Source organism: Bradyrhizobium sp. Ghvi (assembly GCF_900115265.1).
In the GTDB taxonomy this organism is placed as follows: Bacteria; Pseudomonadota; Alphaproteobacteria; order Rhizobiales; family Xanthobacteraceae; genus Bradyrhizobium.
Window position 1 is genome coordinate 1 of record NZ_FOVU01000004.1, and the last position, 19,040, is coordinate 19,040.

21 protein-coding genes are annotated in these 19,040 nt (G+C 63.6%); 12 read left to right on the forward strand and 9 right to left on the reverse strand.

Annotated features, from left to right (window positions below; genetic code table 11):
* From BM374_RS15310 to BM374_RS15325, 4 genes are all read left to right on the forward strand, one after another.
* Positions 1–1,812: DUF1522 domain-containing protein (locus tag BM374_RS15310; RefSeq protein WP_092293542.1), on the forward strand; the 1,812-nt coding region annotated here is incomplete at its 5' end.
* Between the two features lie 215 nt (positions 1,813–2,027).
* Complete coding sequence (locus BM374_RS15315) at positions 2,028–4,283, forward strand: DUF1522 domain-containing protein (protein WP_092293544.1); 2,256 nt, start codon at positions 2,028–2,030, stop codon at positions 4,281–4,283.
* 290 nt (positions 4,284–4,573) lie between these two features.
* Entirely contained in the window at positions 4,574–4,942 is a 369-nt protein-coding gene (gene flaF, locus BM374_RS15320) for a flagellar biosynthesis regulator FlaF (RefSeq protein ID WP_092293546.1), read from the forward strand.
* A gap of 12 nt (positions 4,943–4,954) precedes the next feature.
* Entirely contained in the window at positions 4,955–5,323 is a 369-nt protein-coding gene (locus BM374_RS15325; protein WP_092293548.1) for a hypothetical protein, read from the forward strand.
* A 3-nt stretch (positions 5,324–5,326) separates the two neighbouring features.
* Here BM374_RS15325 and BM374_RS15330 read toward each other — a convergent pair whose 3' ends face one another.
* The 4 genes from BM374_RS15330 to BM374_RS15345 all read right to left on the reverse strand — a co-directional run bounded on the left by BM374_RS15330 (position 5,327) and on the right by BM374_RS15345 (position 7,875).
* Positions 5,327–5,686, reverse strand: coding sequence for a hypothetical protein (locus BM374_RS15330; RefSeq protein WP_092293550.1), 360 nt, complete (start codon positions 5,684–5,686; stop codon positions 5,327–5,329).
* Positions 5,687–5,843: 157 nt separating this feature from the next.
* Positions 5,844–6,341, reverse strand: a complete 498-nt coding sequence (locus tag BM374_RS15335) for a hypothetical protein (protein ID WP_092293552.1) — start codon at positions 6,339–6,341, stop codon at positions 5,844–5,846.
* An 11-nt stretch (positions 6,342–6,352) separates the two neighbouring features.
* A complete protein-coding gene (gene flgJ, locus BM374_RS15340) occupies positions 6,353–6,739 on the reverse strand; it encodes a flagellar assembly peptidoglycan hydrolase FlgJ (RefSeq protein WP_177248331.1) in 387 nt (128 codons plus the stop codon).
* Entirely contained in the window at positions 6,739–7,875 is a 1,137-nt protein-coding gene (locus BM374_RS15345; protein WP_177248332.1) for a flagellar basal body P-ring protein FlgI, read from the reverse strand. Before BM374_RS15345 ends, flgJ begins: the two co-directional genes overlap by 1 nt.
* A gap of 281 nt (positions 7,876–8,156) precedes the next feature.
* Between BM374_RS15345 and BM374_RS15350 the strand changes: the two genes are divergently transcribed.
* Entirely contained in the window at positions 8,157–8,570 is a 414-nt protein-coding gene (locus BM374_RS15350) for a flagellar assembly protein FliX (RefSeq protein ID WP_092293558.1), read from the forward strand.
* A 197-nt stretch (positions 8,571–8,767) separates the two neighbouring features.
* Here BM374_RS15350 and BM374_RS15355 read toward each other — a convergent pair whose 3' ends face one another.
* Positions 8,768–9,139, reverse strand: coding sequence for a winged helix-turn-helix transcriptional regulator (locus tag BM374_RS15355; RefSeq protein ID WP_092293560.1), 372 nt, complete (start codon positions 9,137–9,139; stop codon positions 8,768–8,770).
* Between the two features lie 135 nt (positions 9,140–9,274).
* Here BM374_RS15355 and BM374_RS15360 point away from each other — a divergent pair, with 135 nt between their 5' ends.
* The 4 genes from BM374_RS15360 to BM374_RS15375 all read left to right on the forward strand — a co-directional run bounded on the left by BM374_RS15360 (position 9,275) and on the right by BM374_RS15375 (position 12,750).
* Positions 9,275–9,886 (forward strand): NAD(P)-dependent oxidoreductase, encoded by a 612-nt coding sequence (locus tag BM374_RS15360; protein WP_092293562.1) that lies wholly within the window; start codon positions 9,275–9,277, stop codon positions 9,884–9,886.
* 215 nt (positions 9,887–10,101) lie between these two features.
* Complete coding sequence (gene dksA / locus BM374_RS15365) at positions 10,102–10,467, forward strand: RNA polymerase-binding protein DksA (protein ID WP_008142458.1); 366 nt, start codon at positions 10,102–10,104, stop codon at positions 10,465–10,467.
* Positions 10,468–10,734: 267 nt separating this feature from the next.
* Positions 10,735–11,544 (forward strand): phytanoyl-CoA dioxygenase family protein, encoded by an 810-nt coding sequence (locus BM374_RS15370; RefSeq protein WP_092293564.1) that lies wholly within the window; start codon positions 10,735–10,737, stop codon positions 11,542–11,544.
* A gap of 426 nt (positions 11,545–11,970) precedes the next feature.
* Positions 11,971–12,750 (forward strand): 2-keto-4-pentenoate hydratase, encoded by a 780-nt coding sequence (locus BM374_RS15375; RefSeq protein ID WP_092293566.1) that lies wholly within the window; start codon positions 11,971–11,973, stop codon positions 12,748–12,750.
* 246 nt (positions 12,751–12,996) lie between these two features.
* Here the strand turns inward: BM374_RS15375 and flgH are convergent, their stop codons facing one another.
* From flgH to flgF, 4 genes are read right to left on the reverse strand one after another with little or no spacing between them, the layout of a single operon-like run.
* Positions 12,997–13,761 (reverse strand): flagellar basal body L-ring protein FlgH, encoded by a 765-nt coding sequence (flgH, locus tag BM374_RS15380; RefSeq protein WP_092293568.1) that lies wholly within the window; start codon positions 13,759–13,761, stop codon positions 12,997–12,999.
* A gap of 9 nt (positions 13,762–13,770) precedes the next feature.
* Positions 13,771–14,904, reverse strand: a complete 1,134-nt coding sequence (gene flgA, locus BM374_RS15385; RefSeq protein WP_177248333.1) for a flagellar basal body P-ring formation chaperone FlgA — start codon at positions 14,902–14,904, stop codon at positions 13,771–13,773.
* A gap of 10 nt (positions 14,905–14,914) precedes the next feature.
* Positions 14,915–15,703 (reverse strand): flagellar basal-body rod protein FlgG, encoded by a 789-nt coding sequence (flgG, locus tag BM374_RS15390; protein ID WP_092293570.1) that lies wholly within the window; start codon positions 15,701–15,703, stop codon positions 14,915–14,917.
* A 16-nt stretch (positions 15,704–15,719) separates the two neighbouring features.
* On the reverse strand, positions 15,720–16,481 hold the full coding sequence (gene flgF / locus BM374_RS15395; protein ID WP_092293572.1) for a flagellar basal-body rod protein FlgF: 762 nt from the start codon (positions 16,479–16,481) through the stop codon (positions 15,720–15,722).
* A gap of 385 nt (positions 16,482–16,866) precedes the next feature.
* Here flgF and fliL point away from each other — a divergent pair, with 385 nt between their 5' ends.
* The 3 genes from fliL to BM374_RS15410 are packed head-to-tail and all read left to right on the forward strand — an operon-like array spanning position 16,867 to position 19,040.
* On the forward strand, positions 16,867–17,364 hold the full coding sequence (fliL, locus tag BM374_RS15400) for a flagellar basal body-associated protein FliL (RefSeq protein ID WP_092293574.1): 498 nt from the start codon (positions 16,867–16,869) through the stop codon (positions 17,362–17,364).
* A 30-nt stretch (positions 17,365–17,394) separates the two neighbouring features.
* Positions 17,395–18,597, forward strand: coding sequence for a flagellar motor switch protein FliM (gene fliM, locus BM374_RS15405; RefSeq protein ID WP_092293576.1), 1,203 nt, complete (start codon positions 17,395–17,397; stop codon positions 18,595–18,597).
* The gene (locus BM374_RS15410; RefSeq protein ID WP_092293578.1) at positions 18,594–19,040 is read left to right on the forward strand and encodes a DUF6468 domain-containing protein; all 447 of its coding nucleotides are present in this window, start codon (positions 18,594–18,596) and stop codon (positions 19,038–19,040) included. Before fliM ends, BM374_RS15410 begins: the two co-directional genes overlap by 4 nt.

The window sequence follows — 19,040 nt, forward strand, 5'->3', positions numbered from 1 at the left end:
GCCGGTGGTGCTCACGCTGCATCGAGCACGACCACGCTCGGCAGCGCGGCCGTCGCGACCGTCACCGGCACGGCGATCAACGCGGCCACCACCGCGGCCAAGCTCTTGAACGGCGCAGGTGCGGGCGACGCCAACGCCGGTGTCGTTGCAGGCGATACGTTCACCGTTGACGGCAAGACGATCACCTTTGCTTCGGGTGACGCTCCGACCACGGCACCTACGGGATACACCCAGGTCACTGCGATCGCCAACACGACCACCGGCAACGTCTTCACCGACGCCAATGGCAACTCGCTCGTCTATCTCGGCTCGACGACGAAAGCCTCGATCGGTGACGTGCTGACCGCAGTTGACATCGCCAGCGGCGCGCAAAGGAACGTCTCGGGTACCCTGACGTCCAACGGCGGCCAGACGCCCTCGACCGTCAACGGCAGTGGCGCGTTGGTTCTCAACAGCTCGACGGGCGCTGATCTGAGCATCACCGGCAAGGCGGACACCCTGAAGGCTTTGGGGCTGACCACCGCGACCGGTACGGGCAACACGACCATTACCGCGTCCCGTCTCACGACGTCAGCAAGCCTCGGGACGTTCGTGCAGGACGGCTCGACCTTGAATGTCGACGGCAAGATCATCACGTTCAAGAACGGCGGCACGCCGGGTGCGGCGGAAGTCGCGAGCGGCTCTGGCGTCAGCGGCAATCTCGTCACTGACGGCAACGGCAACTCGACGATCTACCTGAACCAGGCAACGATCGCCGACGTGCTGAAGGCGGTCGACCTTGCCACCGGTGTGCGGACCACATCCAACTCCGGCGGTACGGCGACCGTCAACACTGCGAGCGGCCAGACCGCCTCCTCGATCGTCGCCGGCGCGCTGCACATCTCGACCGGTGCGACACAGGATCTCTCGATCACGGGGGCAGGCAATGCATTGTCTGCGCTTGGACTGACCGGTTCGACGGGCACCGGCACGGCCTTCACCGCGAGCCGCGCTGCGGCCCCTGGTAGCATCTCCGGCAAGACCTTGACCTTCTCCTCCTTCAACGGCGGCACGGCGGTCAATGTTACCTTCGGCGATGGCACCGGCGGCACGGTCAAGACGCTGGATCAGCTCAACACGCAACTTCAGGCCAACAATCTCGCCGCCACGATCGACGCCAACGGCCTGCTCACGGTCTCCGCCACCAACGACTATGCGTCCTCGACGATCGGCTCGGCCGTTGCTGGCGGCGCGATCGGCGGCACGATTACCACGGCGCTGACATGGACCAATCCGACCACGCCAACCGTCGACCCGGTTGCCCAGGCCACTCGCTCGAACCTGGTCTCCCAATACAACAACATCATGTCGCAGATCGACACGACCTCGGTGGACTCGTCCTTCAACGGCGTGAACCTCTTGAACGGCGACCAGCTCAAGCTGGTGTTCGACGAGACCGGCAAGTCGAGCCTGAACATCACCGGCGTCACCTTCAACTCGAAGGGTCTGGGTTTGGCCGGGCTGGTGCAGGGCACCGACTTCATCGACAACTCCGCGACCAACAGGGTGCTGGCCAAGCTGAACTCAGCCTCGAGCACCTTGCGATCGGAGGCTTCGACCCTCGGTTCGAACCTCTCGGTTGTGCAGGTTCGTCAGGACTTCAACAAGAACCTGATCAACGTGCTGCAGACCGGCTCGTCCAACCTGACGCTGGCCGATACCAACGAGGAAGCGGCCAACAGCCAGGCGCTGTCGACCCGGCAGTCGATCGCGGTCTCCGCGCTGTCGCTGGCCAACCAGTCGCAGCAGAGTGTGCTCCAGCTGCTCCGATAAGTATCTGAATTAAAGCAACAAAAGAGAGCGGCGGGGCCTCGGCCCCGCCGCTTTTTGTTGCGCCGTTTCGGCCCATGGTTGCGTAACCCGGCATTAACCCTATCCCTTAAGTCGCCGTTAACCATACTTTAAAGGAGAGCCCCTAAGACTCCACCAAAGCCCGCTTTCCAGATCGGCGAGCCCGATTCGTATCCGGTTCAAGAGGAAGACCGCCAATGTCCAACATCGTTCTCTCGGCGTCCGTTCGTCAGAACCTGTTGTCGCTGCAATCAACGGCCGACCTGCTGGCTACGACGCAGCAGCGCCTTGCGACCGGCAAGAAGGTCAACACGGCGCTGGACAATCCGACCAACTTCTTCACGGCGCAGGGGCTCGACAACCGCGCCAGCGATATCAGCAACCTGCTCGATGGCATCAATAACGGCGTGCAGGTGTTGCAGGCGGCGAATACCGGCATCACCTCGCTGTCGAAACTGATCGACAGTGCGAAGTCGATCGCCAACCAAGCGCTGCAGACCACGGTCGGCTATTCCACCAAGTCGAACATCTCGACCACCATTCCCGGTGCGACGCCAGCGGACCTGCGCGGCACGACCTCTTATGCGAACGCCGTCGCCAACAGCAACGTGGTTTACTCGGGCGCGGCCGGCGGCGCGACGGCTGCAATCGGCACCAACACCCTCGGTGCGACGGCCGGCACTGTGGCTTCGTCGGCCGTCGTCAATGACAACAGTGCGACGCCCATCACCAACACGACTCTGCTCTATGGTGCTGCCGGCGCTCTGACCACCCAGGCCGCGTCGTCGTTCAAGGACGGCGACACGTTCACCGTCAACGGGCACACCGTCACGATCCGAGTTGCGGCGCTTCCGACGGCCGCCCAGCTGTCCGCCGGCCAGAGCATCGTCGGCAACGATGTCACCGATGGTAGCGGCAATACGACCGTCTATCTCGGCACGGGTGCGAACTCCACCGCAACCGTTCAGGATCTCACGACCGCCTTCGATCTTGCGAGTGGCGCCCGGTATGTCGCCTCGATCAACGCCTCGACCCTAGTCGCCACGCTCGGCGGCACGGCCAGCAACACGGCTGCAGGTATCACGACCCTGACGAGTTCGACCGGTGCCGACCTGACACTCACCGGCAAGGCCGACAGTCTCGCGGCGCTCAAGCTCACCGGGGCGACGGGCGGCGGCCCGACCACGATCACCGCGACACGTCAGACGACTGGCAGCAGCCTCAGCACCCTGATCACCGACGGCTCGACCCTGAACGTCGACGGCCACATCATCACGTTCAAGAATGGCAATGCCGCCGCGCTCGGCGCCGTGCCGACCGGCTCGGGCGTCTTCAACACCAACCTGATCACCGACGGATCGGGCAACTCCACGATCTACCTTCAAGGCGGCACCCTGCAGGACGTGCTGACCGCGATCGACCTCGCGACCGGCACCAAGACGGCCTCGATTTCTGGTGGCGTCGCCGCCATTGCCACGCCCGGGGTTGCCTCCACGATCGCGTCGAACGGCACCCTGAAGCTGAGCACCGGCACCAACGCGGATCTGTCGATCACCGGCACCGGCAACGCGCTTTCCGCTCTTGGCCTCACCGGTGCGACAGGGACGGCCACTGCGTTCACGGCCTCCCGGACCTCCGGCGTCGGAGGCATCAGCGGCAAGACGCTGACCTTCACCTCCTTCAACGGCGGCAAGCCGGTGAACGTCACCTTCGGCGACGGCACCAACGGCACGGTCAAGACGCTCGACCAACTCAACGCGCAGCTCCAGGCCAACCATTTGACGGCGACGGTCGACGCCAATGGTCTGCTCACGATCTCCACGGTCAACGAGTACGCCTCTTCGACGCTCGGCTCTACGCTCGCCGGCGGCGCGGTTGGCGGCACGATCACGAGTGTGGCCTCCTTCACGACTGCACAGCCGCCGATTCAGGATCCAGTCGCGCAGACCGCGCGCTCCAATCTGGTCGGCCAGCTCAACAACATCCTGGCGCAGATCGACACCACCTCTCAGGACTCCTCGTTCAACGGCGTCAACCTACTCAATGGCGATACGCTGAAGCTCATCTTCAACGAAACCGGCTCTTCGACGCTCAACATCAACGGCGTGGTCTTCAACTCGGCCGGCCTCGGTCTCAGCAATCTGGTCCCTGGCGTCGACTTCATCGACAATGGCGCCACCAACAAGGTGCTCACCCAGCTGAACTCGGCCTCGAGCACGCTGCGTTCGGAAGCGTCGGCGCTCGGCTCGAATCTCTCGATCGTGCAGGTGCGGCAGGACTTCTCGAAGAACCTGATCAACGTGCTGCAGACCGGCTCGTCGAATCTGACGCTCGCCGACACCAACGAGGAAGCGGCCAACAGCCAGGCGCTGTCGACCCGCCAGTCCATCGCGGTCTCCGCGTTGTCGCTCGCCAACCAGTCGCAGCAGAGCGTGCTGCAGCTGCTCCGCTAAGCGCTAGGCTGACCATTGCAATTCCGCGAAGAACGGCGAAGCAGAGACCTCGCCGCTCTTTTGATCGAGATCGCTAAGACTCGATTAGCTGAAACCAGCGCACCATTAATGCAGTCGTTTACAGCGCACGCACACGCGTCTAGTTTTGAGTCTGCGGTAGAATCCCCGCCCCGTAATTGTCCGGAGTCCCTCTACCCTCTCACATAAGCAAAATCTTAAGCGGTGCTGCCTAGAGTTGGGAAAGAAATCCTTAAGCCCATGCACGGGCGAGGTAACCTCCAGGGTGATCAATGTCGAGTTCTGCTGCTTCGGCCTACGCGCGTGTAGCCACGAATACTGCATCTCCCCGCGATGTTGAGGCGCAGACGCTACTGAAGGCCGCCAACAAGCTGCAGGACGCCATCAACAGCGCCGATCCCCTCAGCGAGCAGACCATGCAGGCGCTGATGTTCAACCGCAAGCTCTGGACCATCTTCCTCAGCGAAGCCATGCGCGACAACAATCCGCAACCGCTCGACGTCAGGCAGAAGATCGCCAATATCAGCGTGTTCGTGCTGAGCCAGACCGCAGCGCTGCAGATGAGCCCGCAGTTCGATCACTTCCGTCCGCTGATCGAGATTAATCGCAACATCGCCGCCGGCCTGTCCGGCCGGCCGTAACGGAGCCTCGCCATGGCCGACGTCATGAGCATCCTGTCGAGCTCGTACAAGGCGGCTGGCAACGTCTCCGTGCCGAGCAAGACCAAATATGTTCCTGTCGACCCGACGCTCTACCAGGGAACCTGGAGCGGCTCCTATCCGGATGGCAAGAAGTTCTCGCTCAGCATCTCGCAGGTCGACGGATTTCGGGCGCAAATCCGCTACCAAAGCGGCGGCACGTCGCAGTACCAGCAGGTACTGATCAAGGACAGCTCGTTTCGCTTCGGCAACACAAAGTTCACGCTGACGAATGTGGGCAAGGCGCAGATCAAAAACGTCGTCACGGATCCTGCGACAGGCTCGACCTATCTCGATACGGCCCAGGCCACTCTCGAGAAGTGATGGTCAGGCGCTGAGGTCCGTGTTGAGCGGGCGCGAGGGCTCGGACTTCAAATCCAATGCGTGGAAATAGGCCCGCCGGCGCAGCATCGCCTCGTCGGGGAACTGGTCGACCACCGCCTCGGTCTTGTCGTTGACGACCTGGAAGACCATGGACGCCGCCGCCTGGTCGAATATGACCTGGCGCGAGATGTTCTCGTTGCTCTGCAAATCATTGCGCGCGGGTGCGCTGGTATCGCTCGCGGCGACGGTCTGACTCACCGGCAAATCGGTTTGCACGGCATCGTTCGCCGCCGAATTGGACGTCGTCACGAACTGCGTGGCGGCCGGGATCCCCACCGGCCTGATGCTGAAATCTGTACTCATGGCAGCCTCCTGGTTGCCTTACGTGAGTCAAATCCCAACCCCTCTCAATACGCAACCATGGAACACCAGGATTGAACACCCGGTTATGAAACGTAGCTAACCGCGCGACGCCTTTGTCGCGCGGTTTTTCGTAAAATTTGCAGCAGTTTTTTTGCGCTCAGAGCGAGCGGCTGACCGCGAGCGGTGTGATGTGGCGCGGGCCCGGAGTCGCACTGCGGCCGGCCGCCGTATAGGTATTCGGCACGTTGCGCTTCTGGATCTCGGCATTGACGCCGCGCACGACGCTCTCGGAAACCGCATGTGCGGTCGCGAGCACGGTGAGGTTGACCTGCAGCATGGCGCGGAAGGCATCGTGGTGGCGATGCAGCGTCGAGAGCAGCTCGGGCGCGGATTTCGCAAGCTTGTCCTGGTTCGCCTTCAACTGACCGACGGCGCCGACGTAACGCCGCGACAGCTCCTGCTTCTGGCTTTCCATCAACATCGCCTCGCGGACCTTGCCGGCACGGACCAGCTCGGTCTCCCGCTCGATCAGGCCGAGCAGGGCGCTCATCGCGTCCATCAGGTCCTCTGCGAGCTTGCGCGCCTCGGCGCTGCCGGGCGCGTTGATCGCTCGCCGCGCGGGCATCGGCTGACGTGACGCATTGAAGTGGTTCATCTCGTTTGACCTTATGCCGTACGAAGAGTGGTTTTGGCCTGCTGCATGATCAGGGTACGGTAGACGTCACGGGCGATGCCGACGCCGCCGGCGCTGGCGAAGTTCTTGGAATACTGCTCGGTCAGCATCGAACGCCACACGCCGGTGCCCGGTGTGTCGCCGAACGGGCCTTCGCCCTTCAGGCCCGAGGTCATCTGCGCGAACATGCTGTTGAGGAACATGCCCTCGAAGTCGGTAGCGGTCTTCTGCGCCTTGGCCTGCTGCTGCGGCGAGACCTTCTGAAGCGCGGCGGCGAGCTCGAAATCGGGCCGGCCGTTGCGGCTTTCCACGGAGAAAGCCGGGTTCGAGGAGAGAGCCGCGGTGGCGAGGCGCGCGGAGTTGAGCATGCCGGTCTGCATCACATCACCTCGATGTCGGCTTCGATCGCACCGGCGGCCTTGATCGCCTGGAGGATACTGATGAGGTCGCGCGGGCCGATGCCGAGGCCGTTGAGGCCGTCGACGAGCTGCTGGAGCGAGACGCCGTCCTTGACCAGGGCCAGCTTCTTGCCGTCTTCGGTGACGCCGACGCTGGAGCGTGGGGTGACCACGGTGCGGCCGCGCGACAGCGGGTTGGGCTGACTCACCTGCGGGGTCTCGGAGATCGTGACCGTGAGGTTGCCCTGTGCGACCGCAACGGTCGCAACACGGACATCGCGGCCCATCACGATGATGCCCGAGCGTTCGTCGATGACGATCTTGGCGGCAAGGTCCGGATCGACCTGAAGCTGCTCGACCTCGGTCAGGAACGCGACCACGTTGCCCTTGAACTCCGGCGGGATCGAAAGTTGCACGGTCGAGGGATCGATCGGCTCGGCGCTCTTGACGCCAAGATAATCGTTGATGGCCGCCGCAATGCGCTTGGCTGTGGTGAAGTCGGCGTTGCGCAATGCGAGCCGTACGTTCGGCAGGCGGTTCAGCGCGAACTCGATCTCGCGCTCGATGATGGCGCCGTTGGCGATGCGGCCCACGGTCGGAACGCCGCGCACGATTTTCGCCGCTTCGCCCTCGGCCTGGAAGCCCGAGATCGCCAGCGAGCCCTGCGCCACGGCGTAGACGTTGCCGTCGGCGCCGAGCAGCGGGGTGACGAGCAGGGTGCCGCCGCGCAAATCCTTGGCATCGCCGAGAGCTGAGACGGTGACGTCCATACGCGTGCCTTGAGTCGCGAAGGCCGGCAGATTGCCCGTGACCATCACGGCGGCGACGTTGCCGGTGCGGATGGTGGCGCCGCGGATGTTGACGCCCATGCGTTCGAGCATCGCTTGCAGCGACTGCTTGGTGAAAGGGATGTTGTTGAGGGTGTCGCCGGTGCCGCTGAGGCCGACGACGAGGCCATAGCCAATGAGCTGGTTCTGACGCACGCCTTCGATATTGGCGAGATCCTTGATACGCGAAGTCGCGCTCGCGGGCGCGACCGAGAGCGCCAGCGCTGACAGCACGGCGCAGGCCACCGCAACGGCCCCGCTCAGAATCCTCACCCAACGAACGCCTGGCATTCTCTGCTCCCCAAGCTCCTCAAAGAGCCTCCGCACACGTCGGACCGTCTGCGACACTCCCATGACGAGCTGGTCCGACGCTTTCCTTGCGAGCGCTGTGCCAACGTGGGGCGGCGAAGGTAGGCGATTGAATAGCTTGAATAAATCTCTTTCGATCAGTGCTAACCGGCGTTCGCCTTGAGGAGCGAAACTGCCGCCTCCCGGCAGATTTTGCCGGGCCGTTTACGCCCCGTTAACCATAAAGCAGCGAAAGTGGCGCATCGATCACCCGGATTGCTTCGATGCGCATCTACGGACCGAATGGCACCACGCTTGGGACGCCGGCCAGCCAGGCAAGGCGTACGAGCTCCGGCACCTTCGTGCTGCCGGACACCTCGTCGGCGCAGGAGACGCGCAGCGCTGCCGCACCGAAGGCCACCGCCAACATCGACGGGCTGCTCGCTCTGCAAGGGATCGAGGAGGATCCTATCGAGCGCCGCAAGCGCTCGGTCGCCCGTGGCAAGACCGCGCTCGACGTGCTCGACGATCTCAAGATGGGCCTCTTGTCCGGCAATCTCGATGCATCGACGGTGATGCGGCTGCGCGATGCGGCGGCGAACTTGAAATCGTCCTCAGGCGATCCCGGTTTGGATTCCGTCTTGTCCGAGATCGAACTGCGCGTCGAGGTCGAGCTGGCGAAGGCCGGGCGGGGCTGATCGTCACGTTAGCCGTCATCCTGAGGTGCGCGCCCTGCGAAGCAGGGCAATCCTCGAAGGGCGAGGGCCCGGCTGTATCCGCGAGACACCTGGACACGACGCCATCTCGGCCGTCCATCCTTCGAGGCTCCCGGCGCGATGCTTTGCATCGCGCCACTCGCACCTCAGGATGACGGATCTGCTAGTGGCGGCGCGCGCTAGGCAGCCTCTTCCTTTGACTGCGCGTCGTAGCGGCGCTGAGCGACGAGCACGTCTTTCAGATTCTCCTCGGCCCAATCGCGTAGCGGATCGACTGTGGCGGCAAGCGTCAGGCCGAGCTGCGTGATCGAATATTCGACCGTCACCGGAACGGTGGCGATGGCGCGGCGCCTGAGCAGGCCGTCGCGTTCGAGCGACTTGAGAACCTGACTCAGCATCTTTTGCGAGATGCCCTCAATCGTGCGGCGCAACTGATTGAAGCGCATCGGCTCTTCGCGCAGCAGCAACAGGATCAGCACGGCCCATTTGTCGCCGACACGATCGAGGATCTGACGCGTCGGGCACTCGGCTGCATAGACATTCGGTTTCATCTCAGTCCCCTCGTGCTCGCTTGCGCTCACCGGTTACTCCTACGTAAGCAGGTAAGCACAAAGTGCTCTCTTAACACCAGCATTCTTTGCGATATCTAGTCACTATTGGTTACTATAGAAGCGAAGGAGCTTTCCATGAAAATCGCAGTTGCCGGTGCCTCGGGCAGAGCCGGTTCGGAGATCACCAAGGAACTGTCACGCCGCGGCCACGCGGTGACCGCCATTGCCCGGAACCCCGAGAAGATTGCCGCACTGCCGAACGTGACCCCGACTAAGGGGGATGTGCTCGATCAGGCTGGTCTGGCCAAAATCTGGGCGGGGCATGACGTTGCGGTGAGTTCCGTGCACTTCCTGGCCAGTGACCCGCACAAGCTGATCGGTGCCGCGAAGGATTCCAAGATCGGGCGCTATCTGGTCGTCGGCGGCGCCGGCAGCCTTGAGGTCGCCCCCGGCGTCAAGCTGGTTACAGCTCCCGGTTTTCCGGCCCAATACAAGGCCGAAGCGGAGGCGGGCTCTGCGTTCCTCGACCTGTTGCGGCAGGAAAAGGAGCTGAACTGGACGTTCCTCTCCCCCTCGGCACTGTTCGTGGAGGACGCGCGCACGGGCAAGTTCCGGCTCGGCACCGACCAGCTTCTCGCAGATGCGAACGGCAAGAGCTGGATCAGCTTTGCCGATTACGCCATTGCACTCGCCGACGAGATCGAGAAGCCGGCCCACCTAAGGCAGCGATTCACGGTCGGCTACTAGGCTTTTGGCCGCCTCCAGGCCCTCCAGGATAAACCTTCCTGTGCAAGGGCTTGGGGGCGCTAACCGCACCATTAAGGAAATATTGTCTGTCACAGGAGGCCACTATATAAGGCCCGGCTCAACGGACCCCGTTCCGTTCGCGAGTCGTTGCTTAAGAAGATAGGCCGCCCTTGGAAAAGTTGAAAAACTACCGACCGACCGAAAAAGAGCCTTTCATGAACGACCGGCAGAAGGAGTACTTCCGTATGAAGCTCCTTGCCTGGAAGGATGAGATCCTCAAAGAGTCCAAGCTCACCCTGCAAGCTTTGCAGGAGGAGAACGTGAACCACCCCGATCTCGCCGATCGGGCATCGTCCGAAACCGACCGCGCCATCGAACTCCGCGCCCGCGACCGCCAGCGCAAGTTGATCGCCAAGATCGACGCCGCGCTCCAGCGTATCGAGGACAACACCTACGGGTATTGCGAGGACACCGGCGAGCCGATCTCTTTGAAACGGCTCGAAGCCCGGCCCATCGCGACGCTCTCGGTGGAAGCGCAGGAGCGCCACGAGAAACGCGAGAAGGTCTATCGCGACGAATAAAGTCCGAGCCGCAGCGATGCGGCTCTTTGTTTTTGGGCTCACGGTGCCGCTTGAGCGCCACCGGTTTGGCGCGTAGATTCGCGCCGCCATGATGATTTGCACTCTCAATATCGCTTCGGTGTTCTTCCTGGGCTGATCCCGCTTCCGCACGGAAGCGCTGATCGACGCCGACCGTTTTCGCGCGCGGGATTCCAGTGAACCGAATGAGCCGGCCCGGTTCCGCCTGAGACGGACCGACGATGGCTGGCGACAGCTTGAGAGACAATCATGACCGATCGAGATGACACGCGTGCGCTCAGCGCCGCGCAAATTGTGCAATTTATCGAACAGGGCTTTGTCCGGATCGACAACGCCTTTCCGCGCGCGCTCGCCGAACAGGGCCGCGCCATCCTGTGGCGCGATCTGCCCTGCAGCGAGCACGACCCCTCGACCTGGACGCGTCCGGTGATCCGGCTGTCCGGCTATGGTAATCCGCCGTTCCCGGAGATCGCCAACACAAAGGTGCTGCATCGCGCGTTCGACCAGCTGGTCGGCGTCGGCCGCTGGCGGCCGCGCAAGGATATCGGCGGCACCTTCGCGGTGCGCTTCCCGCATCCCGACGATCCTGGCGACGCCGGTTGGCATATCGACGTCAGCTTTCCCGGCGAGGATTGCAATCGCGACGAGCGGCACGAGTTCTCGGCGTGGCGGGCCAACATTGTCTCGCACGGCCGCGCGCTGTTGATGCTGTTCCTGTTCTCCGATGTCGGCGAAGACGATGCGCCGACCCGGATCAGGATCGGCTCGCACATGCCGATGGCGCGCTATCTGGCGCCTGCTGGCGAGGCCGGACGTTCGCGCATGATCCTGGACGAGATGGGTGCCGATTGCCCGCTCGCCCTTGCGACCGGGGAGGCCGGAACGGTTTATCTGTGTCACCCTTTCCTGGTGCATGCTGCGCAAAAGCATCGCGGAAAGACCCCGCGTTTCATGGCGCAGCCGGATCTGCCTCCGGCCGAACCGTACCGGCTCGACCGCGCCGATGGCAGTTACTCGCCGGTCGAGATCGCGATCCGGATGGCGCTTGGCCTCGCCTGAGGCGAGCAAGTTCGGTTTCGTCGTGTCGTGGCGGCGGTTCAGGCGCCACGACACCGCGGTGATCGTCGGGATCGCGAAAAGTGAATCGCGATCAATGAGCTAGAGTCAAAAGCTGCAAGCTCACGTGAGTTCACATGAGAAACAACCTTCACTTCAGGTGCGGGAGGTTTTACGAGTCGCATCAACGAGATCGACCCGGATGCTGAGACGCTGATCAAGCAGCATCATGTTTCGGTGCAATCAGGCCACATGCGACGCTGCGAGGCGCGCGTGTCCATAAAGCCTCGACCCGCTCAATATTTCCTTAAACACCGGCCGCAACCCGCAATCGTCCCGGCCGAGGGGTCCGCAGAGCTTGTCAGGCCCGGGCGGGGATGCTGAAGTGACGACCTCGAATGAGATCGCGTAGCGTGGGAGGCGGCGCCGATGGACAAAATTCTCGAAGCCGCAAAGGCGATTGCGCTGGCGCGCCGCAACCATGCGCCGCTCGCGGCGCTGGACCATCCTCCTTATGACGAGGCCGAGGGCTATCGGGTCCAGCGCGCGCTGCATGACCTCCTGCTGCCGCATGTCGGCCCGCTGGTCGGCTACAAGATCGGCTGCACCAGCCAGGTGATGCAGGACTATATCGGCATCCCGCATCCCTGCGGCGGTGGCGTATTCCAGAAGGGCGTGCATAAGAGCGGGGTGAAGCTCGCGTCCTCCAACTATGTCCGCGTCGGCGTCGAATGCGAAATCGCGGTGCGTCTGAAGCGCAACCTCGCTGCCGGCGAGGCGCCTTTCACCGCCGAATGGGTCGGCGAGGCCGTTGAAAGCTATCATCCCGCCATCGAGATCGTCGACGACCGCTATGTGAAATGGGAGGCGATGGGCGCGCCGACCTTGATCGCCGACGATTTCTTCGCCGCCGGCTGCGTGCTGGGCGAAGCGGTGCCCCGCTCGTCCGTGCCGGACCTGAGGGCGGTCAAGGGCCGCGCCCTCGTCAATGGCGAGGAGGTCAGCCACGGCACCGGCGCCGATGTGCTCGGCCATCCCCACAACGCACTCGCCTGGCTCGCCAACCACCTCGCCGCGGAAGGCAAGGGCCTGCATGCGGGGCAACTCGTGCTGACCGGAAGCCTGGTGAAGACGCTGTGGCTGAAAGCCGGCGACAAGGTGCGGATGGAGCTGGCCGGGCTGGGGACGGTGGAGGCGGAGTTTACGTAACGGCATCTCGGCGTTATTGCGGGAGCCCTTGCGACGAACCAATGTCTGTCCGCGGCGGCAGTCTGGATTGGTTCGCTTCGCTCGCAATGAGGGAGCGGCAGGCGGCAGCATCGATCCGGTTGCGCCAGCCTGACTCGCAGTCGCAAAAATACATGCGGCCCTCGCCAGGGGAGCTAGCGAGGGCCGCGTAGTACATCGTCGTTCGCGCCTAGGTTCGCGAACACGATGTGGGAGCTCTGGGTAAGGCTAGAAGGGCAGCAGCACGTCCATGACTTGCTGGCCGTACCGCGGTTGCTGCACGTCCGTGATCTGGCCGCGGCCGCCGTAAGCGATGCGGGCCTGCGCGATCTTGCTGGAATCGATGGTGTTGTCGCTCTGGATGTCTTCGGGGCGGACGATGCCGGCGACCACGAGCTCGCGGATCTCGTAGTTGACGCGGATCTCCTGCTTGCCCTCGACCACGAGGTTGCCGTTCGGCAGCACCTGGGTCACGACCGCGGCGACGTTGGTCTGCAACGCTTCAGTTCGGTTGACTGAACCTTTGCCGTCGCTGGACGAGGTGGAGTCGGCGGTCAGGATGCGGCCGGGCAGCACCTTCTGCGCCTGCAAGCCGAGGGTCTTCGCGCCGATGAAATCGTCGATGCCCGAGTTTTCCTTGTTGGTGCGGCTGCGCTGGGTCTCGTTGGAGAGGTTGGCCTTGTCGGTGATGTTCACGGTCACGGTCAGGAGGTCGCCGACGTGAGTAGCGCGCTGGTCCTTGAAGAACGCGCGGCTGCCGTTGCGCCACAGCGAGTTTGGATTGTAGGAGGCGACTTCCGGCTTGGGCATCGGCATCTGCACCGGCTTGTAGCCGGGCTGCGTCGTCGGATTGTCGATCGCCGATAATTTCGGCTGCTCGCCGATCTGCGACAGGCGGTCGATCGAGGAGCAGCCACCGAGCGCGCAGCTGGCCAGCAGCAGGGCGGAGATCGCGAGGCGACGAAAACGGGAAACCGAACTGAAAGCGGACATGACGAACTCTTACTTGGCTTGGGCTTGCGAGACGCGAGCTTGCGGGATCTGGGCTTCTGCAATCTGGCCGGGCGAGGCGGGAGCCTGGACCAGGTTGCGGAGGAGGGCTGCGGTGTCGACAGGGGCGGGCGCTTCGTCGCGCTTCACCGAGGAGGTCTGTTCGACCACCGCTGGCATCGGTGCAGACTGGCTGGCGCCCTGCACCGTCACCTGCCCCCGGCCAGTGACGACGCCGGTCAGCGTTCGCTTGGTCTGTAGATTCAGGACGCTTACGGTGTCCCCCTCGGCGCCGCTCTCGATGGCCTTGCCGCGGGTGGTGAGATAGATCCCGGGGACCTGGTAGATGACGGTGACGCTCTGGTCGCGCGACACGAATTCCGGCTTGGCGATGTCGGCGACGCGGATCGGCGTGCCGGCGCGCATCGCCCGGCGCAGCTGCATGCCGACCGCGCGCTCGCGCAGCGCGGGCTCGCCGGTCACGTCCGCCTTCGGGCGGCGCTCCTGGGCGACGTCGGAGGATTTCAGCATTTCGCTGCGCTCGATGTCGCGGGTCAGGACGGCGACCTCAACGGTCTCGATCGCGGTGCCGGTCAGGCGCAGCTTGGTCGGAACCGGATTGCTGTCGTTGCTGATTTCGAAGGCGATGTCGAAGCGGCCGCCGCGAGCATCGTAGCGGGTCGCGACCGGCTGTAGCGCGCCGGTGTTGGAGGCATCGAGCCGCATGTCGGAGAGGCCGCGGTCGAAGGTGACGGCGATGTTGGCGGCATCCCCCAGGCCGAAGCGGCGCTCGAGCGCGGAGGCGACCGCGTTCTCGAGATCCTTGCTCGCGATCGTGCGGGCAAGGCGGGTGACCTGGACTTCCTTGATGTCGCCGGTCATCACGCCGATCACCTGCTTGGCGCGGAGCACGCTCAGGACCTGGCCGACCGGCAGTGCGCCGGTGGTGCCGAGATCGGGCGAGCGATAGACCGGGATCAGCGCGGCCGAGCCGGCATTGTCGATCAGGTCGCCGACCCGCACCACGTCGGAGGTGACGGTGACGTTGGCGCGCAGCGTCGGCGCGGCGATGCCGTCGTCGGCAGCCTGCGCCGGGAGCGCCAGCGCAAGCAGCACGGAGAGGGTGACGAGCGTGGTACGAATCATGGTCATCACCTCAGCGGAACAGCGCCGTGGTCGATTGCATCATCTGGTCGGCGGCACTGATGACCTTGGCGTTCATCTCGTAGGCGCGCTGTGCAGCGATGAGGTCGCTCATCTCCGAGACGACATCGACATTGGCCTGCTCGAGGCTGCCTTGCGTGATCTTGCCGTAGCCTTCGGAGTTCGCGGTGCCGTCCTGCGGTGTGCCCGACGACGTCGTCTCAATGAACTGGTTGCTGCCGACCGGCTGCAGGCCCGCTTTGTTGATGAAGCGGGTCAAGCCGATCTGGCCGAGAACGGTGTTGCTCGACGAGCCCGGCAGAGTCACCGTCACCTGACCCTGCTCGTTGACGGTGATGCCCGAGGCGTTGTTCGGGATCGTGATGGTCGGCTGCACCGGGTTGCCCTGTGCGGTGACGACACGGCCCTGATTGTCCATCTGGAAGGTGCCGTCGCGGGTGTACTGGAAGGTGCCGTCGGGCATCAGGATCTTGAAGAAGCCTTCGCCCGAGATCGCAAGGTCGAGGTCGTTGCCGGTCTGCGACAACGTGCCCTGAGTCATGCTGCGCGGCGTGCCCACGGTCTTGACGCCGCCGCCGATGTCGACACCGACAGGGACGATGGTGCCCTGGTCGGAAGCCTGGGCACCGACGCGGCGGATGTGTTCATAGATCAGATCCTGGAACGCCGCGGTCTGCTTCTTGAAGCCGGTGGTGCGCAGGTTGGCGATGTTGTTGGAGATCACCTGAACGTTCAGTTCCTGTGCCGCCATTCCGGTCGCTGCTGTGTGAAGCGCCTGCATGTCAGTTCTCCTTCAATCAGGCCGGAACGTCGGCGAGCTTCTCGATCGCCGATTTGTGGAGGTCGCTCTGCTGCTGGAGCAGGTTGGCGATCGCGGTGTAGCTGCGCATCACCTCGACCATGCGGCTCATCTCGCCGACCGAGTTCACGTTCGACTTCTCGACATAGCCCTGCTGCAGGGTGGACTTGGTGTCGGTCTGCTGGGTGGCCGAGCCGGTGTCATAGAGATTGGCGCCGAGCTTGATCAGCTTGGCCGGATCGTCGAACGTCACCATGCGGATCTTGCCGCGGATCGAGTCGGTCTTGGCCGTGCCTTCCAGCACCGTCACGGTGCCGTCGGGGGCGACATTGATGTCGTGGTCGGTCGGCTGGAACACGATCGGACCGCCGGTGCCGAGCACGAGATTCCCGTCCGAGGTCATGAGCTGGCCGGTGCTGCTGAGCGCGAACTTGCCGTCGCGGGTGTAGCGCTCGGCGCCATTGGCCTGCACGGCGAAAAAGGCGTTGCCGCTGATCGCCATGTCGAGCGGGTTGTTGGTCGCCTCCATCGGCCCCTGGCCGACGTCGCGGTAGGTGCCGCGGTCCTGCACATAGGAGACCCGGCGGTCGGAGCCGGTGAAATTGTCCTCATGCGCGTTCGAGTTGAGATACTCCTCGAACAGCGAATGGTCGGCCTTGAAGCCGTTGGTGTTGACGTTGGCGACGTTGTTGGCGATGACATCCATCTGCCGTTCCAACGTCATCTGCCGTGACAAGCCGATCAGAAGCGCATTCTGCATCGGTCGATCTCCCCTGCGTGGGGTCCGCCATTTCGCTCTCCCAAGCGCCTTGGCCGATCCCGTGAACGAGGCCGTCGGGTTCTCCCAAACCGTTCGGTCTCGGGCCTTCCTCAGCGAAAGCCGTGCCAACTCGGAAAGATGCGTAATTACAATCGATTGGAGATTTTTCGGCGGTCCCGGCGGGAGGCAGAAAGGTTCTGTTAGCCATGTTTGCCCGGCAGATTTTTCCTAGCGGAGGCCCGATGGAAAGGTTCCGTTAACCATTATTACCGTAGCGTTTGCGCTTAAGAGGAGCGCATCGCGCCGGGGCATTTGTATCGCGTCACTGTCTTCAGGAGGCTTCGCTCTTTCGATTCCGTTTTGAGATGAGCGAGCCCGGACGACCATGGCAGAGAATGAAGCGGAAGGCGCAGCCACTGAGGGCGCGGAAGCCGCTGCGCCGAAGAATAAGCTGAAGCTCATCATCATGGCCGTCGGCCTGCTTGCCGTCCTCGGTGGCGGCGCCGCCACCTGGTTCTTCTTCTTCCGTCACGGCGACGAGGAGCATCACGCCGAGGCGGCGCCTCCGCCGAAGCCGCCAGCCTTCGTCGACGTGCCCGACATGATGGTCAACCTCGCCGGCGCGCCCGGCGAGCGCGTGCAATATCTCAAGCTCAAGATCGTGCTCGAGCTGAAGGAAGAGAAGCAGATCGAGGCGATCAAGCCGTCGATGCCGCGGGTCACCGATATCTTCCAGACCTATGTGCGCGAGCTCCGCTCCTCCGACCTCAACGGCTCCGCCGGCATCTTCCGCCTCAGGGAGGAACTGACGAAGCGCGTCAACGCCGCAGTCGCGCCGATCCAGGTCAGCGCGGTGCTGTTCAAGGAAGTCGTGCTCCAGTGAGGATGCTGCGGAAGGGTACGGGCTAGCGTCATGGCCGGCAACGAGCAGATGGACCAGGATGCGATTGCCGCCCAATGGGAGGCGTCGCTCGATTCCGAGGATCCCGCGGAGGCGGCAAAGGCCGCTGCCGAAAACGAGCTATCGGAGACCATGGCGCTGCAATGGGCGGCGATGGTCGAGGACGGCAGCCGCGATCTTGGCAACGGCAAGAATTCCGGCGAGCGGGTGCTGTCGCAGGAGGAGATCGACAATCTCCTCGGCTTCACCGTCGGTGACGTCACGCTCGACGACCATTCCGGCATTCGCGCGATCATCGATTCGGCGATGGTCTCCTACGAGCGTCTGCCGATGCTCGAAATCGTCTTCGACCGCCTGGTGCGGCTCCTGACGACCTCGTTGCGCAATTTCACCTCCGACAACGTCGAAGTCTCGCTCGACCGCATCACCTCGGTGCGGTTCGGCGATTATATGAACTCGATTCCGCTGCCCGCCGTGCTCTCGGTGTTCAAAGCCGAAGAGTGGGAAAACTTCGGCATGGCGACGGTCGATTCCAGCCTGATCTACTCGATGATAGACGTGCTGCTCGGCGGTCGCCGCGGCAACAGCCAGCTTCGCATCGAGGGGCGTCCCTACACCACGATCGAGACCGAGTTGGTCAAGCGCCTTGTCGAGGTGGTGCTGGCCGACGCCGAGCAGGCGTTCCGGCCGCTGTCGCCGGTGACCTTTAAGATCGACCGGCTCGAGACCAACCCGCGCTTCGCCGCGATCAGCCGTCCCGCCAATGCCGCGATCCTGGTGCGTCTGCGCATCGACATGGAAGACCGCGGCGGCAACATCGAGCTGTTGCTTCCCTACGCGACCATCGAACCGATCCGGGCCGTTCTGCTCCAGATGTTCATGGGCGAGAAGTTCGGCCGCGATCCGATCTGGGAGGGCCATTTCGCCACGGAGATCGTCCAGGCCGAGATCGCCGTCGATGCCGTGCTCTACGAGGCCGATATTCCGCTCAAGCAACTGATGCGGCTGAAGGTCGGCGACACGCTGCCGCTGGAAATGCGCGCCGACGCCAACGTCTCCGTGCGCTGCGGCGACGTCATCCTTACCGAAGGGCGGATGGGTCGGGTCGGCGACCGCGTCGCGATCCGCGTGACGAAACCCTTGCGCAAGCCAAGTACGACACTTGCGATGTTCGAGAAGGTGGACGAACAGAACAAGCTGATGGAGGCCCCATGAACCACTCCCTGGGAATGGCGATCGAGACGCTGGTGGCTATCCTGCTGATGCTCACGATCGGCTACTGCATCCTGCTGAACAAGCGGCTGACGCGGCTGAAGGCGGACGAGCATTCGCTGAAGGCGGTGATCGGCGAGCTGATCACCGCGACCGAGATCGCCGAGCGCGCGATCGGCGGGTTGAAGCTCGCCGTGCGGGACGTCAACGAGAATCTCGGCAGCCAGCTCGCGGCCGCGACGCAAATGTCCGACCAGCTCTACAAGCAGCTCGGCGAGGCCGACAACGTGGTGCGCCGCCTCTCCAAGATCGCGATCGCGGCGCGTCCGGTCACGAATCCGGAAGCCGCCACCGTCGCCGCGGCCAAGCCGTCGCCAGCGAAGGCTGTGGCAGCCGCCGCCGAAGCCTTCTCCGAACGCCGACGGTCCAACGGTCTCGCCGCATAA

Coding starts and splice junctions, on each gene's coding strand:
- BM374_RS15350 (WP_092293558.1), top strand. CDS start 8,157: ATGCGCATCTACGGACCGAATGGCACCACGCTTGGGACGCCGGCCAGC.
- flaF (WP_092293546.1), top strand. CDS start 4,574: ATGTCGAGTTCTGCTGCTTCGGCCTACGCGCGTGTAGCCACGAATACT.
- fliM (WP_092293576.1), top strand. CDS start 17,395: ATGGCCGGCAACGAGCAGATGGACCAGGATGCGATTGCCGCCCAATGG.
- flgJ (WP_177248331.1), bottom strand. CDS start 6,739: ATGCAGACCGGCATGCTCAACTCCGCGCGCCTCGCCACCGCGGCTCTC.
- BM374_RS15330 (WP_092293550.1), bottom strand. CDS start 5,686: ATGAGTACAGATTTCAGCATCAGGCCGGTGGGGATCCCGGCCGCCACG.
- BM374_RS15370 (WP_092293564.1), top strand. CDS start 10,735: ATGACCGATCGAGATGACACGCGTGCGCTCAGCGCCGCGCAAATTGTG.
- BM374_RS15375 (WP_092293566.1), top strand. CDS start 11,971: ATGGACAAAATTCTCGAAGCCGCAAAGGCGATTGCGCTGGCGCGCCGC.
- flgG (WP_092293570.1), bottom strand. CDS start 15,703: ATGCAGGCGCTTCACACAGCAGCGACCGGAATGGCGGCACAGGAACTG.
- flgF (WP_092293572.1), bottom strand. CDS start 16,481: ATGCAGAATGCGCTTCTGATCGGCTTGTCACGGCAGATGACGTTGGAA.
- flgH (WP_092293568.1), bottom strand. CDS start 13,761: ATGTCCGCTTTCAGTTCGGTTTCCCGTTTTCGTCGCCTCGCGATCTCC.
- dksA (WP_008142458.1), top strand. CDS start 10,102: ATGAACGACCGGCAGAAGGAGTACTTCCGTATGAAGCTCCTTGCCTGG.
- BM374_RS15335 (WP_092293552.1), bottom strand. CDS start 6,341: ATGAACCACTTCAATGCGTCACGTCAGCCGATGCCCGCGCGGCGAGCG.
- BM374_RS15410 (WP_092293578.1), top strand. CDS start 18,594: ATGAACCACTCCCTGGGAATGGCGATCGAGACGCTGGTGGCTATCCTG.
- BM374_RS15360 (WP_092293562.1), top strand. CDS start 9,275: ATGAAAATCGCAGTTGCCGGTGCCTCGGGCAGAGCCGGTTCGGAGATC.
- BM374_RS15315 (WP_092293544.1), top strand. CDS start 2,028: ATGTCCAACATCGTTCTCTCGGCGTCCGTTCGTCAGAACCTGTTGTCG.
- BM374_RS15355 (WP_092293560.1), bottom strand. CDS start 9,139: ATGAAACCGAATGTCTATGCAGCCGAGTGCCCGACGCGTCAGATCCTC.
- BM374_RS15345 (WP_177248332.1), bottom strand. CDS start 7,875: ATGCCAGGCGTTCGTTGGGTGAGGATTCTGAGCGGGGCCGTTGCGGTG.
- BM374_RS15325 (WP_092293548.1), top strand. CDS start 4,955: ATGGCCGACGTCATGAGCATCCTGTCGAGCTCGTACAAGGCGGCTGGC.
- flgA (WP_177248333.1), bottom strand. CDS start 14,904: ATGATTCGTACCACGCTCGTCACCCTCTCCGTGCTGCTTGCGCTGGCG.
- fliL (WP_092293574.1), top strand. CDS start 16,867: ATGGCAGAGAATGAAGCGGAAGGCGCAGCCACTGAGGGCGCGGAAGCC.